The sequence below is a fragment of the Secundilactobacillus silagincola genome (assembly GCF_002583405.1).
GTDB classification, from domain to species: domain Bacteria; phylum Bacillota; class Bacilli; order Lactobacillales; family Lactobacillaceae; genus Secundilactobacillus; species Secundilactobacillus silagincola.
In genome coordinates this window covers 125,147-140,573 of the sequence record NZ_BCMJ01000006.1, presented here as the reverse complement: position 1 = coordinate 140,573, position 15,427 = coordinate 125,147, and the positions used below count along the sequence as shown (strand labels likewise).

The 15,427-nt window shown below is 45.3% G+C and carries 13 protein-coding genes; 5 read left to right on the top strand and 8 right to left on the bottom strand.

Translation table 11 applies throughout. The features are described 5' to 3' along the window. Nucleotides 1-3,743: beta strand repeat-containing protein (locus tag CES82_RS08605; RefSeq protein ID WP_143466300.1), on the top strand; the 3,743-nt coding region annotated here is incomplete at its 5' end. Nucleotides 3,744-3,834: 91 nt separating this feature from the next. Here the strand turns inward: CES82_RS08605 and CES82_RS08600 are convergent. The 6 genes from CES82_RS08600 to CES82_RS08575 form a co-directional block, all read right to left on the bottom strand. Continuing rightward, on the bottom strand, nt 3,835-4,617 hold the full coding sequence (locus tag CES82_RS08600) for a (S)-acetoin forming diacetyl reductase (RefSeq protein WP_098825434.1): 783 nt from the start codon (nt 4,615-4,617) through the stop codon (nt 3,835-3,837). 147 nt (nt 4,618-4,764) lie between these two features. Next, a complete protein-coding gene (locus tag CES82_RS08595) occupies nt 4,765-5,307 on the bottom strand; it encodes an Asp23/Gls24 family envelope stress response protein (RefSeq protein WP_098825432.1) in 543 nt (180 codons plus the stop codon). 24 nt (nt 5,308-5,331) lie between these two features. Then, nucleotides 5,332-5,517, bottom strand: coding sequence for a DUF2273 domain-containing protein (locus CES82_RS08590; RefSeq protein ID WP_225364877.1), 186 nt, complete (start codon nt 5,515-5,517; stop codon nt 5,332-5,334). Between the two features lie 14 nt (nt 5,518-5,531). Then, entirely contained in the window at nt 5,532-6,089 is a 558-nt protein-coding gene (amaP, locus tag CES82_RS08585) for an alkaline shock response membrane anchor protein AmaP (protein WP_098825429.1), read from the bottom strand. Nucleotides 6,090-6,259: 170 nt separating this feature from the next. Then, nucleotides 6,260-6,877, bottom strand: coding sequence for a hypothetical protein (locus CES82_RS08580; RefSeq protein ID WP_098825427.1), 618 nt, complete (start codon nt 6,875-6,877; stop codon nt 6,260-6,262). A gap of 134 nt (nt 6,878-7,011) precedes the next feature. Next, complete coding sequence (locus tag CES82_RS08575) at nt 7,012-7,599, bottom strand: TetR/AcrR family transcriptional regulator (protein ID WP_098825425.1); 588 nt, start codon at nt 7,597-7,599, stop codon at nt 7,012-7,014. Nucleotides 7,600-7,778: 179 nt separating this feature from the next. On the opposite strand from CES82_RS08575, the gene CES82_RS08570 reads away from it, so the two are divergent. The 4 genes from CES82_RS08570 (at nt 7,779) to CES82_RS08555 (ending at nt 13,487) form a co-directional block, all read left to right on the top strand. Then, nucleotides 7,779-10,463: a YhgE/Pip domain-containing protein gene (locus CES82_RS08570; RefSeq protein ID WP_180245709.1), complete on the top strand. Its 2,685-nt coding sequence runs from the start codon at nt 7,779-7,781 to the stop codon at nt 10,461-10,463. A gap of 209 nt (nt 10,464-10,672) precedes the next feature. Further along, on the top strand, nt 10,673-12,403 hold the full coding sequence (gene arsA / locus CES82_RS08565; RefSeq protein WP_098825421.1) for an arsenical pump-driving ATPase: 1,731 nt from the start codon (nt 10,673-10,675) through the stop codon (nt 12,401-12,403). Between the two features lie 18 nt (nt 12,404-12,421). Beyond that, nucleotides 12,422-12,745, top strand: coding sequence for an arsenite efflux transporter metallochaperone ArsD (gene arsD / locus CES82_RS08560; protein ID WP_098825419.1), 324 nt, complete (start codon nt 12,422-12,424; stop codon nt 12,743-12,745). A gap of 133 nt (nt 12,746-12,878) precedes the next feature. Continuing rightward, entirely contained in the window at nt 12,879-13,487 is a 609-nt protein-coding gene (locus CES82_RS08555; RefSeq protein WP_180245708.1) for a PepSY domain-containing protein, read from the top strand. 225 nt (nt 13,488-13,712) lie between these two features. On the opposite strand, the gene CES82_RS08550 is transcribed toward CES82_RS08555, so the two are convergent. Both CES82_RS08550 and CES82_RS08545 read right to left on the bottom strand, forming a co-directional pair. Then, entirely contained in the window at nt 13,713-14,699 is a 987-nt protein-coding gene (locus CES82_RS08550) for an amidohydrolase family protein (RefSeq protein ID WP_098825415.1), read from the bottom strand. 6 nt (nt 14,700-14,705) lie between these two features. Then, nucleotides 14,706-15,329, bottom strand: a complete 624-nt coding sequence (locus tag CES82_RS08545) for a nuclear transport factor 2 family protein (protein ID WP_098825413.1) — start codon at nt 15,327-15,329, stop codon at nt 14,706-14,708. Nucleotides 15,330-15,427 lie beyond the last annotated feature (98 nt).

Sequence of the window (15,427 nt, the reverse complement as noted above, 5' to 3'; positions counted from 1 at the left end):
CAGACCCGACTAAAACGAGCGCTGGTTACAGTGCCGGTTATGCGGCTGGTCAGCAGAGCTACACGGATGATAAAAAGACTGGGTCAGATGCCGGGACCGCAGATGGTTCCGCTGGTAAGCCAGCAGCCGATCTGAGTAAAGTTAGTCAAGGTTACAAAGATGGCTACAACGCCGCTTATAAAGTAGCTCATGCCAGCTACGATACTGATGAAACTACCGGTGCCGCTGATGGTACTGCCACTGGTTTAGCTGGTAAGACTAGGGCTGATTTAACTGGCAAGTCCACAGGTTATACCAAGGGCTACACGAGTGGTTACGCAGCTGGTCAAACGGCGTATAACACTGAAAACACTGCTGGTACTGAAGCCGGTAGTGCCGATGGATTAGCTGGTAAAGTTCCGGCTGATCTTGCCGGTGAGTCAAAGGGTTATCAAGATGGTTACACTGCAGCTTATGCCAAGGGCAAGACAAGTTACGATACCGATTATCAAACCGGTCAAGCGGCTGGTCAGGCTGATGGTACAAACAATCAGACTACGACTGACACAAGTAAGTCTGCCGGTTACCAAGACGGCTATACAGCCGGTCATCAAACGGGTGAACAGCTTTATAACACCGCTAAGACAGCTGGTACCACTGATGGTAGTGCCGATGGATTAGCTGGTAAGCCATCAGCCGACTTAAGCAAGCAGCCACAAGGTTACCAAGACGGCTACAATGCCGCTTATAAAGTAGCTCATGCCAGCTACGATACTGATGAAACTACCGGTGCCACTGATGGTACTGCCACTGGTTTAGCCGGTAAGACTAAGGCCGATTTAACTGGTAAGTCAGCCGGTTATACTAAAGGCTATTCAGCTGGATACACAGCCGGTCAAACGGCTTATAACACTGAAAATGCTGCTGGCACTAAAGCCGGAAGTGCCGATGGATTAGCTGGTAAAGCTCCGGCTGATCTTACTGGTGAGTCAAAGGGTTATCAAGACGGTTACACTGCAGCTTATGCTAAGGGCAAGACGAGTTATGATAAAGATTATCAAGCCGGTCAAGCCACAGGTCAGACTGATGGTACGACCAATAAGACTACCGATAACACTAAGCAACCAGCTGGTTACCAAGATGGCTATACCGCTGGTCATCAAACTGGTGAACAAATCTATAACACCGCTAAGACTGCTGGTACCACTGCTGGTACTTCAGACGGATTAGCTGGTAAGCCATCAGCTGATTTGAGCAAGCAACCACAAGGCTACCAAGATGGCTACAATGCCGCTTATAAAGTAGCCCATGCCAGCTACGATACCGATGAAGCTACCGGTGCCGCTGATGGTACTGCCACTGGTTTAGCTGGTAAGACTAAAGCTGATTTAACTGGCAAGTCCACAGGTTATACCAAAGGATACACGAGTGGTTACTCAGCTGGTCAAACGGCTTATAATACTGAAAATGCTGCTGGTACTAAAGCCGGAAGTGCCGATGCATTAGCTGGCAAAGTGCCTGCTGATCTTACTAGTGAACCAAAAGGCTATCAAGATGGGTACACTGACGCTTATGCTAAGGGCAAGAAGAGTTACGAAAATGACTATCAAGATGGTCAAAAAGCTGGTCAGACCGATGGTACAAGCAACAAGACTACTGATAATACTGGCAAGTCTGCCGGTTATCAAGCCGGTTACCAAGATGGTCATCAAACTGGTGAACAGCTTTATAACACCGCTAAGACAGCTGGTACCACTGCTGGCAATTCAGATGGATTAGCTGGTAAGCCATCAGCTGATTTAAGCAAGCAACCACAAGGCTACCAAGACGGCTACAATGCCGCTTATAAAGCTGCTAAGGGCAGTTACGACACTGATGAAATCACAGGAACTGCTGTAGGTGCTTCCGATGGATTAGCTGGCAAGACAACCCCTGCCGATTTGACAGGCAAGTCCGCTGGTTATAAAGCTGGCTACACAAACGGCTATACTACGGGTCAAAAGACCTACAGTACTGAAAAAGCCGCTGGTGCTAAAGCTGGTACTGCCGATGGCTTAAGTGGTAAAACGCCTGTTGACGTCACCAATCAGTCACAGGGTTACCAAGATGGCTACAATGCCGCTTATAAAGCGGGCAAGGCAAGTTATGATACTGATGAAATTACCGGTGTTGCTAATGGTGTTGCCACTGGTTTAGCTGGTAAGACTCAGACTGATTTGACAGGCAAGTCTGCCGGTTATACTGCTGGTTATACCAACGGCTACACGGCCGGCCAAAAGGCATACAATGCTGAAAAAACTGCTGGTACTAAAGCTGGTACTGCAGACGGTTTAGCTGGTAAGACTTCAGTTGATCTGAGCAAGCAGCCACAAGGTTACCAAGACGGTTACACAGCTGCCTATAAAGCTGGTAAGACCAGTTACGATACCGATGAAGTTACTGGTGTCGCAGATGGTGTTGCAACAGGTTTAGCAGGTAAAACCAAAGCTGATTTAACTGGCAAGTCTGCAAGCTACACGACTGGTTATCAAGACGGTTATGCCGCTGGTCAAAAAGCTTACAACGCTGAAAAAGCGGCTGGCAGCAAAGCCGGTACCGCTGATGGTTTAAGCGGTAAGACACCAGTTGATTTGACTGGACAGTCTAAAGGCTATCAAGATGGTTACAACGCTTCTTATCCAGCAGGTTATGCGAAGTACATTAGCAACTATCAAACTGGTATCACGTTTGGTATCAGTGATGCGACCTTTGGTGTTTACACGTCTAACGCGACTAAGGAAGCTGGTTACCAAGATGGCTACGCTGCTGGTCACAGAATTGGTGGGCAGCAATACACCGAAGCCGAAACGGCGGGTGCTACGGCTGGTACTGCCGATGGCTTAGCTGGTAAATCACCAGCTGATTTGAACAGTCAGCCTAAAGGTTATCAAGCGGGTTATAGCGCTTCTTATCCAGCAAGCCATCAGTCTTACGTTAGCGACTATCAAGCTGGTCAAACAGCGGGTCAAAACGACGGGACTAACAATAAGACAACGGTAACTACTGGCAAGAGTGCCGGTTATGAAGCTGGATACGTTGCGGGTCATCAGGTTGGCGAACAACTTTACAACACCGCTAAAACGGCAGGTGCCACAGCTGGTAGCAATGACGGCTTAGCTGGCGATCCAGCAGCTGATTTGGCTACTCAGCCACAAGGCTATCAAGATGGTTACAACAGCACTTATCCAACTGGGCATCAAACCTATGTGGATAATCAGGAAACGGTTAATGGTGAACCTGAAAACGGTCAAGCTGTTCAGACCACTACTCAACCAAGTGATCCGATAAATGTCACCGCTAACAATTCACAGCAAAACGATCCATCCGATGCAAATAACCTCAAGACGGACGCTGCTGAAGATGTCAACAAGAACGGGCAGGAAACGGATCCTTCAGATCATCTGGTCAATGGTGAAGCTCATGCTACAGCCGGTTACACGCAGAAGCAAACTCAAAAAGGCAGCGCAACTGGCAGCGCTCGTGGGCAACAGACAACTGTACAAAGTCAAACGACCCAGTACGGTACGGCTCAGCCAACAAGCGTTAACAACAACCAGTTGCCAGCTGATAAGTTGACTTCAAAGGCAAATAAGCAACAGAGTGCGGCTCATCAATTACCACAAACTGATGAACGTCAAAACAGTGCTGTCACGCTTTTAGGTTCGGCAATGCTGTTGGGTGTATTAGGTTTGTTTGGTTTGAAACGTAAGAAGCGTCACAATTAGAATTAACTTGTGACAAACTAAAAGGAAGTACAATTTCGTAAATGAAATTGTGCTTCCTTTTTAGTTTACAAATAAGATTAAATTTACGGGTTTAGTGGAACTGCATCCCACCATCGACTTCAATAGTTTGTCCAGTAATATAGTTGGAATCAGGACCGGCTAAGAAAGCAACCGCATTGGCAACATCTTCTGGTTCAGATAGGCGTTTCAAAGCGATATCCTTGGCGAAGGTCTGCATGCCCCAGTCGTCATCCTTGCCAGCGTTTTGACCAACTTGGTGAGCGATATCAAACATCATTGGGGTCTTAACAATTCCTGGTGCATAGGCGTTAACCGTGATGTTTTCCTCAGCTAAATCACGGGCAGCAACTTGGGTGATACCACGAACGGCGAACTTAGTCCCACTGTAAAGTGATAGGTTAGGGTTACCAACAACACCGGCTTGAGAAGTGGCATTGATGATCTTGCCACCTTTGCCGCTCTTCTTAAATTGTTCATGAGCAGCTTGAATACCCCAAATATCACCGGCAACGTTAACGTGGAAAACTTTGTCGAACTGTTCTGGCGTAATCGTATCGATCGGTGTAGTTGGGCCAAGGCCTGCGTTGTTAACCAAAACATCGAAGCCACCTAATTTTTCGGCTGCTTCCTTTACTGCTGCGAAGAAGCTGTCACGGTCACTAACGTCAACCTTGACGGCAATAGACTTGCCACCGCCATCGTTGATTTCTTTAGCAACTTCACTAGCGGTGTCAGTATTTAAATCAGCAACCGCCACTGCGAATCCATCTGAAGATAATCGCTTAACAATGGCTTTACCAATACCTTGTCCGCCACCAGTAACAAAAGCAACTTTACCGTTAAGTTCTGTCATTTGAAACGCCTCCTAAAATTGTTGTTTCACAACATCTTTATGGTAGCATAATTATTCATATTTTGAAAACGATTACACTTTAGTGCTTTGATTAGAAGACATCAAAAAAGACAAGTCCATTTCAGTGAACTTGTCTTTTTAATCTATCTAGTGAACTCTTGCAGGCTCGTCATCTGGTGTCACCTTATCAACTCCAGTGGAAACGGCCGCTTTTGTTTTTTGAGCGCCTTTGCCAACGGCGTGTTTTGTTTTGCCACCAAGTTCACCGACTTTGTCCTGTACAGAAACGGAGTCGTGTTCATGTTCAGCCCGAGTTTTGATATCGGTAACAGTCACGTTAACTTCAATCACGTCTAAGCCAGTCATATCATCAACGTTTTCAACAATTTTCCGTTTGATTTGTTCATACAGCTTAGGAATATCGATGCCGTATTCCGCCACGATATTTAAATCAACAGCGACTTGCTTTTTCCCGACTTCAACATCGACACCCGAGGTCACATCATTCGTATTGACTAACTTATCAGCAACGTTTGCGAAGAAGCCGCCATCGACACTAAGCAAGCCTTTGATATCCTCTAAACAAAGACCGACAATTTTTTGCAATACCTTGTCTTCGTAAGTTAATTCGCCTTTGATTTCAGGCTTCGTGTTTTCCATTTCGGGTTTGTTAAGTGTTGTGGTTGGCATTAAATGTCCTCCTTTAACGTGGGGTTAATTAAAGTAATCGTCTAACAGACCAGTTTGTGAAAGGTAAAGTCCAGCGGCGATGCCGAGTCCAACTAAAATGAACAGAACCAGTGTCTTCCAAAAACCAATCGTGAGTAGCAATAGCGCAAGCACTAAACCGGTGGTACCACCGATGATAGGCCAGCGGTAAATTCTGAGTAACTCAGGCACGGGCAACGCCTCCTTCATACAACGCGGGGGTGATTAGACTGCCGGTTCCGCTTGAAATCCGTCAAATGGATATCGATTTTGCGGTCATGGTCAATGCCTAACAGTTGTTTCAGATCCTGTTCCAGTTTTTCTGCAAACTGTTTAGATTGCAATGTTGCGTTGGGAGATGACCGCAACGTACCGTGAATTTTGATTTTGAGCCGTTTTTGCGAAAGTTTAGTGGTAACTTTTGGGTCGCTAATAAACGGTTCATGTCGTAGTGAGGAAAGGGTGAAATTATCAATGGCCTTTTTAGTTATGCGCAGCTGACCGTTATTATGACGGGTGCGGTATAACTGAAAGGTTTTCGGCCAAGCGATAATGACGAAGAGGAGTGCAACCAAAATTACGGCTAGAACTAGGCCACCCCAGAACAGGTAATTCTGACTAATCGACTGCATGGTGCCAGAATCTATGAAACCTAAGTGTAACGGCTCACCGACTACGGACCAATTGTGAAGCATCAAGCCTAAAGACAACGGTATTGCGAGGATAATCAGGATCGCAAGTCCCGTTTTAGTTAAGGTTTGCAAGTTATCACCACCTTTCTATGTGATTCCATCATAACAAGTGGCGATAGGTGATGCCCAGAAGAATGCTTATTAATTTATTATGCTATCTATAAGATATTAATATTATATTTTAGATGGTACTTTCGGAATAATTTGTCCTATTTTAAGACGAATGTTGCTTTTGAACTAATTCAATTAATCACGCTGGCATTGGGATCACCGATAGCAGGATCGATTTCCAAACGAAATAGCACATCAGTTTTCTCCGAGAATGGCAGGCCATCTAAATACAGTTCGCGGTAGGTGTCGAGATGGGTGCGCTGATAACCGTTTTCTTCAATAGCAGCGTTTAGCGTTTGCAGCGTTTTGGCTTTAGAACCGATTTCGCCGCTGCCAGTTGCTTGAATCTCAGTTCCTTCAGCTAACTGTTCAAAGTGGATTTGATCCGCAAGTCCTGATTCGAGATTGGCATATTTTTTGGCGGCGTCGAAGGTTTCTTGGTGGATGAATAACGGTTGTTTGAGCCAAATCTTAAAGGCTTCATCGATACCGCCAACGGTCCAAACTGCTTGAATCGGATACGGCCGGTATTCCTTGAAGCCCGCCACCTCAATGCCAATATTTTGGCTGTCAGCAATGATTGCAGCTATCTTATGGACCGCTTCAGCTAAAAGAACAAACGTGTCATCTGTGGTGTGAGTCTGCGCGCGGCCCTCTGCTGTGATGTAGCTACGAGTGGTTAATTTGACCAGTGAAGGGGTTGCTGAACGCTGATATTCGGCGGGTTCGAAAGTTTCCCAGTTAAACATAAGGTGGTACCTCCTTGTTAAATGACAGTAGTAAAAGGACTCTAATTTGCCGTCATTTTAAAACAATCACTTCAGCTGTACCACTAAGTCGCTCTCTAATCAGGAAATCAATACATAAGGGATTATTTGTCTGATTATGGCTTCAATTCCAGCTTGGAAAAAGTGCTTAACCCCTGCATATTTAAGCGGATGATGTATTCTCGCAGTTCATCAATGGTCATTGTATTCGGTTCCTGTAAGTAAAGCTGAAATAGTGACAGAGTGTTATGAATCAGAAAATAAGCCACAATGGTCGCGTCCTTATCGCTCATGGGAAATGACTGTTTTACTCGATTTGTCAGGGATTCTGCTATTCTATCACCAATTTTGCGCATATAGGGGGCGTATTCGTTGGAAGAAGTCAGTTCCCGGGCAACCGAATGGTGTTTTAAGACTAATTTACTGTATTGGTCGAAAAAGAATCCTGGGTCGGAATAGATTTCTTTCATGGGCTTGATTGATAGGATTGATAACATTTGGTGAGAAATGTTATCTACTTGACCGTTCAATAGATCTTCAATCGAATTGTAGTGAAGGTAAAAGGTTTTGCGGTTAATGTCTGCTTCTTGGGTCAGTCGGGTGACGGTGATATCTGCTAACGGCATGGTTGATATTAAACGTTCAAAGGCATCCTGAATGGCTTTTTCTGTTCGTTGGGCTCGCTTATCTGGATTTGAATTCATGAAAAATTTCCTCCCTAATACTCAAAAATCGGTAATCTGTGGCATATGCCACAAACTGTTATTCTCTGATGTTGTCAAAATTATTATGGATGTTTAGTATGGCTTAATGCACAGCTGGTAATTAGTCAAAATTATGAACCGGCATTAGAGAATATTCAAGTATGAGGGAGAAATTAGTCGTGATCAAAGCAGAGTGGCAATATATTAAGCAGCACAAATTCATGATGATTGTTTTAATCGTCGTGGCACTCATTCCAACCATATATTCCGTGACCTTTTTAAGAAGTATGTGGAATCCATATGGTGAGATGAGTCGCTTACCAGTAGCAGTGGTTAACCAAGATCACAGTGTTAACTATCAAGGTAAGCAGTTGGCGGTGGGGAAGTCGTTGACCAAGAATCTAAAGAAGTCTGACGCCCTTGATTTCAAAGTTTTATCCAGTGAACAGCAAGCGCAGCAAGGTCTTCGGCACGGAAAATACTATATGGTAATTACCGTGCCGAAATCATTTTCCAAGAATGCAACGACATTAATGGCGAGTCACCCAAAACGGATGCAACTAGACTATACGACCAGCGCAGGACATAACTACACTGCTTCAAAGATGACAACTTCCGCGGCTGGTCAAATCAAGGATCAAGTTGATCACGAAGTAACCGCTACTTATGCCAAGACCTTATTTAGTTCGGTTAAAAAACTGGACGGTGGCTTAAAAACTGCTGGTACAGCTAACGGTAAAATGGCCAGTGGCGGTCAGCAGCTAAAAAACGGTAACGCAACGGTTACGAAGAATCTGAATAAGGTTGCTAGCAGCTCGCTGACGTTGGCGGATGGTAGTAAAAAGGTGACTAACGGTCTGGAACAATACGTGAATGGTGTTGAGAAAGCTCAGACGGGCAACCAAAAGGTCACTGCCGGACTAACCAAGTTTGAATCAGCGGGGCAAAAATTACAGGCAGCTTCCAATAGATTAACTTCTGGGGCAACTGATCTTAACGGTGGTGTGGACAAGTACGTCGCTGTAGCAGGTCAGATTCGAAACGGTAGTCATCAGCTCAACGATGGTGTTCAGAAATTAAATAGTAGTGTCAGTGGGATGGGCAGTAGTACTGCGCAGCTTAATAGCGGTATGACGGCCATGACTAACGGACTTGGTCAGTTGAGCACCAGCAGTCAGAAGTTAAGTGCTGCGACTAAGCAATTGTCTGACGGCAGCTCAGCCAATACCGCAGTGATGCAGTCACAGTTAAATTCACTGTCTAAAGAAGTCGCCGGCTTAAACAGCAATAGTCAGGCAGGCCAGTCGTTAAATCGGTCACTAGCTGATCTTCAACGAGCCGTGGATGGACTTAATAACGGTAATAGCAGTGATAGTGAGCTTAGCAGCAAGGTTAGCGCTGCAGCGGATCAGCAAAAATTAACCCCAGCTCAAAAGTCGGCCATGCTGGCAACGGTCAAAAATAGTGATCATCAAAAGATGGATACGGCAGCGATTACTTCGGCAATGAATGCAGTCAACAGTGCGGTCTCTGAGCTGACCCGTTCAATGCCAAGCAGTAGCACAACGGCAGCACTATCGACTGATTTGACCAAATTAAAGGCTCAGCAGACTGCTGAAAATAGTGCATTGACGCAGATTGCGACCGGTTCAGCTAGCCTCACGACTAACTTAGAATCAGTGTCGAAGTCAGCTGGGAAATTGAATGCTGGTACTGCTGAATTAGCCAAGCAAACGCCCGCTTTAGTAAATGGTGTGGACCAGGTTGCCAACGGCTCTGCATCATTAGCCACTAATACGACTAAATTTGCTCAGTCTGGACAATCTTTGCAAAACGGTGCAGGAACACTCAGCAGTGGGATGAGTCAATTTAACAGTCAAATGCCAACGGTGGTTTCTAGCACGAAGCAGTTAACGGCCGGTAGTGCAGCGGTAGGAAACGGTCTCGGAACGCTGGCACACAGTGGTCAAACCTTAGCTAATGGTTCAGCAAAGATCACTAATGGTAATCAGCAACTGGCTAGTGGCACGAAGCAATTAGTTACTGGCTCCAAAAAGTTAGGTAGTGGCATCAATCAAGTTACCGGTGGCGCTCAGAAACTGTCAACTACGCTTGGTAACGCAGCAAAAAAAGCTGACGTTAATCCCAACAACGAGACATATCAGCAAGTCTCTCAGCCAGTCAAAGCGGCTCACACTGAACTGGATAAAGTGCCGAATAACGGGACATCCATGGCACCTTATATGATCGCTGTTTCGCTGTTCGTGGGGGCCATTGCACTCAATTTGATGTATAACATGTATTTGCCCAAAGCTTATCCAAAGTCGGGCTTTGACTGGATGCTCAGCAAGATGAGTATTTGGGGACCATTTACATTTTTGGAAAGTATTTTGGACTTCACATTGTTATGCGCTATGGATGGATTAAGACCACTTCATATGCTAAGCACGTTTGGCGTCATTTGGCTGTGGGCATTGGTTGCCATGGCGTTGGTAACGCTGCTTAACCTGGTCTTCGCGCAAATTGGCTCGTTCTTAGGCATGGTGTTATTGGTAGTCCAACTGAGTGGTTCGGGTGGAACGTATCCAATCCAGCTTTCCAGTCATTTCTTTGAGGACATTCACGACTGGTTACCAATGACTTATGCCGTGGAAGGATTACGTAAAACCTTGATGATGTATCATAACTCGGCGTGGCTGCAAGCCGGTGTCTTGTTTAGTATACTAGTAGGACTTCTAATCTTGATGTGGTTGTTTTACAGTCGGCGTTACGTGCAAGTTTCAAAAATTGATTTTGCAGATCAGCAGCAAGTTGCCGCGACTCAAAATAGCTTAACGCGCAGATTGGCAAGGGCAACAAATTAAAACTATGACATAAATTACAAAAACTGCGTATTCCGACAAAGTGCAACGGAATACGCAGTTTTTGTGTTGAATCCTGGCAGCTACCGAGGTTTGTCGCGCACTCTTTTTGACGTTCGCGAAATTCCCCCCTATACTTAAGGTAAAGCGTAACGGACATTTAAGCAGTTTAATGAAAGCGCTTTCCTGAATATCTATTCGGAGGTGATTTTATGACACTATATCAGCCATCAACAGCTGGATTAACCCACTATTTATTTTTTACGGGTAAGGGCGGTGTTGGCAAAACTACTATGGCAACGGCTACTGCTGTTCAGTTGGCGGATGCTGGCAAGCAAGTGATGATCGTTTCGACTGATCCGGCAAGTAATTTACAAGACGTATTTGAAACTAAACTCACTAATCAGCCACAGCCGATTCCTGGCGTGACGGGGTTAGATGCCGCCAATTTTGATCCAATCGTTGCGGCTAATGAGTATCGTGAAAGTGTGGTTGGTCCATACCGTGGTGTGTTGCCGGACGCGGCCATTCAAAATATGTCAGAACAACTATCGGGTTCATGTACGGTAGAGATTGCGTCATTTAACGAATTCGCCAAATTTCTGACGGACCCAACGATCGATCAAAAATACGACTACATTATTTTCGACACAGCGCCTACTGGACATGCGTTGCGGATGCTGCAACTGCCTTCTGCTTGGAGCAACTACTTGGACCAAAATCACGAAGGGGCTTCTTGTCTGGGACAGCTTGCGGGTTTAGGTGATCAAAAAGCCACCTATGAAAAAGCAGTGGCAACACTCAATGACGGCATGTTAACCACATTATTGTTAGTCACCAGACCGCAACGAGCTTCGTTAGTAGAAACCAGACGGGCTGCGGATGAGCTTGCTCAAATCGGGATGACAAATCAAAAACTGATTATTAACGGTGTACTTGAAGAACCGACCGATGAACCTTCGCAGAACATCTATGATCGTCAGCAAGCAGACTTGGAAAACATGCCGGAAAAATTAAAGCAGTTACCGGTAGCCGAAGTCCCACTTCGGGCGTACAACATCATGGGATTAGATAATATTCGAACGTTGCTGCAAGATCAGCAGCCAGTTATCAAGGTGCAGCCGGTCAATCAAGCTGATTTTCCATCAATTGATAGCGTGGTCGCTGATTTATTGAAAACGAAGAAGAAAATCATCTTCACCATGGGTAAGGGCGGTGTCGGTAAAACAACGGTTGCGGTCCAATTAGCTAAAAAGTTGGCTGCTCACCAGAAAACGGTTCATCTCGCAACCACTGACCCAGCTGATCACCTGTCACTGTTTCAAATCGATGATCCGGCGATTACTGTCAGTCACATCGATGAACAGCAGGTGTTGAAGGCTTATCAAAACGAAGTACTTTCAAAGGCTAAGCAAACCATGTCGGCGGATGACGTTGACTACATTGCTGAAGACTTGCGGTCACCTTGCACGCAAGAGATTGCGGTATTTAGGGCATTTGCCGAAGTTGTCGCCCAAAACGATAGTGAAGTGGTCATCATCGATACGGCACCTACTGGTCACACGTTATTGTTACTGAACTCCACTGAAAACTACGCCGAAGAGGTGAAACGAACTACCGGTGAAGTGCCGCAATCTGTGCTGGACTTGCTGCCACGGTTACAGGATGCCAGCCAGACTGAAATTATCACTGTGACGTTGCCCGAAACGACGCCAATCTACGAGTCATTGCGATTAAACGACGACTTAGACCGTGCCAAGATGCCGCATAAATGGTGGATCGTTAACCAAAGTTTACTCGCAACGCGGACCACTAATCCCGTTTTACAGGCGCGTGCTAACAGTGAAACGCAGTGGATTGAGAAAGTTAAATCAGTTTCTAAGGGGCATTACGCCGTTGAAAAATGGCAGCCAAATTTCGAAAAGATTAACTTAACAGTTTAAGCAAAGGACGTGAATAACATGAAGAAAATTGAAATTTTTGAACCTGCAATGTGCTGTCCCGCTGGGTTATGCGGTCCTAGTGTGGATCAAAATCTCGTGCGTTTAACGGCAATTACCCGGTCGGTGAATCATAGTCACAAGGCAATGATTGTTCGCCGTAATTTAGCTCAAAACCCAAACGCATTCGTGCGGAATCAACAAGTGGCGAAACTGCTGAAGACGGATGGCATGAGTTGTTTACCAATCACAATGGTCGATGGTGTCGTTAAAAAGAAGGGCGTTTATCCTACAGATGCTGAAATAAACGCGTATGTTGGTGCTGCTGCTAAAGTCAATCAATGAGTTTGAACTGATTCAAGTTACGGTATGGATTCGTTGAATTCCGTCAATTTTATAGATAAACTGAAAGTGTAGATATTTGTTTGATGAAGTTAACCGATAACCACTTTGCCATTTAACAGGAAGGATGTTACCGATGAACCTTAAAGTTGCGCTTGCAGTCTCATTCGCTTCATTGATGCTGGTGGGATGTAGTTCTAATAGTCGTTCACAGTCTAATCAGGATAGTACGTCGTCTTCTAGTGTATCAAGCAGTAGTTCGCAAAGTGCCAGTCAAGCAGCGACTCATGATGATGTGGGTCAGGTTAAAGTGCCGGTGACCACCGCTATTAAGGCCTATCAGCAAACCTTTCCTAAATCTGAGATTACCGACCTGTCAGTTGAACGTGAGCTGGGGCGGTTTCAATATGAAATAGAGGGTGTGGATGATAGTCGTGAACATACCCTTAAATTAGATGCGGATAGCGGCAAGGTCATTTCTAAGAGAAGTGAGCGCCTGGACGCAGATGAAGCTAACGGTGTAAAACGGCAGGATGCACTGGATCTGAATAACTTGATTGGCTTGACTCGGGCAGTGACGATTGCTCAGTCGAAAGCTAAGGGACAAACGGCAACCGAGGCTTCACTCGATAAAGAAAGTGAACAGACTTACTGGGAAGTTCAATTTGAAAAGCAGGGGCAAGAAACCCAGGTTAAGCTGGATGCTCAATCGGGCAAAGTATTGACGGTTGAAAATGATGATTAAAACAAGCTGTGCCAAAACTCGGTAGATTCCAGAATTTAACGTGAATAAGGCCTATTCCGCGGTCCTTGCGGAATAGGCCTTATTTGCGTTAAATGGCCGGAATCTGAGTTTTGGCACGTAATTAGACGATGCTGACATATAGAACCAAAGTACAGTAACCACTAATTCTGGCTAAAAATTGATTGAAATACTTACCAATATAGACTTACGTCACAGCCACTTTAGTTAGTTTAATTTAAATAGTTTTTCGCTGTTCTCATGACCAATTTTTTCACGAACATCTTGTGTGATGGGTGCTTGTTCCAAGAAGTCAGCCACTTGGTTTTCACGTCTGAGATAAGGAAAGTCTTCTGCCCAAAGGACGTGATCAGGCCCCATTTCAGCTAAGGCTAAATCCATTTGCGGCTGGGTAAACATGCCTGACGCGGTGACGTAGACGTTGTTGCGGTAGTATTCGGAGAATTTACGGTCCAAATGAGTTTCTGTCATACCAGTAAACTCGTCCAGTCGTTCTAGAAAGTAGGGTACGAATTCACCCCAGTGACCCGACACCAATTTCAGGTTAGGCAATTTATCGAAAATACCTGAGAGGATTAAGTGCATCATCTGGATGCCTTGCTCCATGTGCCAGACCCAACCGGCTAGGGCAATCATATCGCCAACTTGGTCTGAATATGAGGGACTGTGGTAAAGCATTTTGCGCTCGGATTCTCTGACCATGCCTGGATGGAGGTAAATTGGCACATCTAGTTTGGCAGCCGTTTCAAAAATGGGGAAGTACTGCGGCTCATCTAGGAAATGATCATTTGCTAAGCCGCCAATGATGGCACCATTGATACCTAACTGAGTGACGGCACGTTCCAATTCTTCTGCGGCTGCTTCTGGATAGTTAACCGGCAACGTTGCTAAACCACCGAAGCGGGTCGGGTGCTTCTTGATTTCACTGCCTAATAAATCGTTGATTTGGCGGGAATTGGTAACAGCTTGTTCCTTAGAACCTGCCAGCATTGGTCCGCCAGTATTGGAGACGACCTGCATGTCGATATTGTATTTGTCCATGTATTCAAGGCGCTTGTCAAAGCTATGCAGATACTGATCTACTATGTTAGCTTGTGGGCCTTTAGGGTCGACTTTAGATTCCTGTTTGGCTTTAGGTGCTGACTGACCAGGATCGATCTCGAAATGTTCTTCAACCGTAATTATTTTAGTCATACTAGGTTACGCCTTCTTTTCAAACCAGTCTTGAACGCCACCAAGAAATTTTTGAACACTGGCTGGCTGATCCAGACCAGGTAAATCATCGCTGGTTTTAGCACCGAGATCTTTCAAAACGATGGCTAGATTCTTATAACTGTCACGTGCGCCTTTAACCGGTTTAATATCCTTAGGCGTAACGGGTAGCAGCGTGTCGCGTTCGTAAACGGGTGTCATGGAGTAGATCTTCCATTCATCGTTTACTCGTTTCAGGGAGTAAACCAAGCGAACGTAAATTAAATTATCCATCGTTTGTCCCTGAACCGGTGTCCGGCCTGTCATGGTGGTGACAACTACGGCCACAGCTTTATCACCGTTGAGCCAGACAAGAGTTTCATGCATCTTGTGTGCCGGCAAGGAGTCTGTTTGGGCATCTGGACCAGGTTTGGAAGCCTCTAAGAAGCCCTTAATTGGTCCTTTATACCAAGAAATCTCAATGGTAGCGTCATCGGTATAGCAGGTGGCCATACCATCCCAAAGACCGTAGTCACGGGCGTATCGTTCGTAGTGAACTAATTCTGTGATTTGGTACTTATCTAGCATTTCTTGCGCGTTATGGGTTTCTGGTCGCTTTTCTTCAAATAACATTAATGATGACTTCCTCTCAAAACTAATTGTTCATATTAATTGCCTATGACAGTATAGTATAGTCAATGATTGATAATTGTCAATTAATTTTATCTATC

Bases quoted from the DNA above. Each gene is read 5' to 3' on its own strand.
- CES82_RS08600 (WP_098825434.1), bottom strand. From the start codon at position 4,617: ATGACAGAACTTAACGGTAAAGTTGCTTTTGTTACTGGTGGCGGACAA.
- CES82_RS08595 (WP_098825432.1), bottom strand. From the start codon at position 5,307: ATGCCAACCACAACACTTAACAAACCCGAAATGGAAAACACGAAGCCT.
- CES82_RS08580 (WP_098825427.1), bottom strand. From the start codon at position 6,877: ATGTTTAACTGGGAAACTTTCGAACCCGCCGAATATCAGCGTTCAGCA.
- CES82_RS08575 (WP_098825425.1), bottom strand. From the start codon at position 7,599: ATGAATTCAAATCCAGATAAGCGAGCCCAACGAACAGAAAAAGCCATT.
- arsA (WP_098825421.1), top strand. From the start codon at position 10,673: ATGACACTATATCAGCCATCAACAGCTGGATTAACCCACTATTTATTT.
- arsD (WP_098825419.1), top strand. From the start codon at position 12,422: ATGAAGAAAATTGAAATTTTTGAACCTGCAATGTGCTGTCCCGCTGGG.
- CES82_RS08555 (WP_180245708.1), top strand. From the start codon at position 12,879: ATGAACCTTAAAGTTGCGCTTGCAGTCTCATTCGCTTCATTGATGCTG.
- CES82_RS08550 (WP_098825415.1), bottom strand. From the start codon at position 14,699: ATGACTAAAATAATTACGGTTGAAGAACATTTCGAGATCGATCCTGGT.
- CES82_RS08545 (WP_098825413.1), bottom strand. From the start codon at position 15,329: ATGTTATTTGAAGAAAAGCGACCAGAAACCCATAACGCGCAAGAAATG.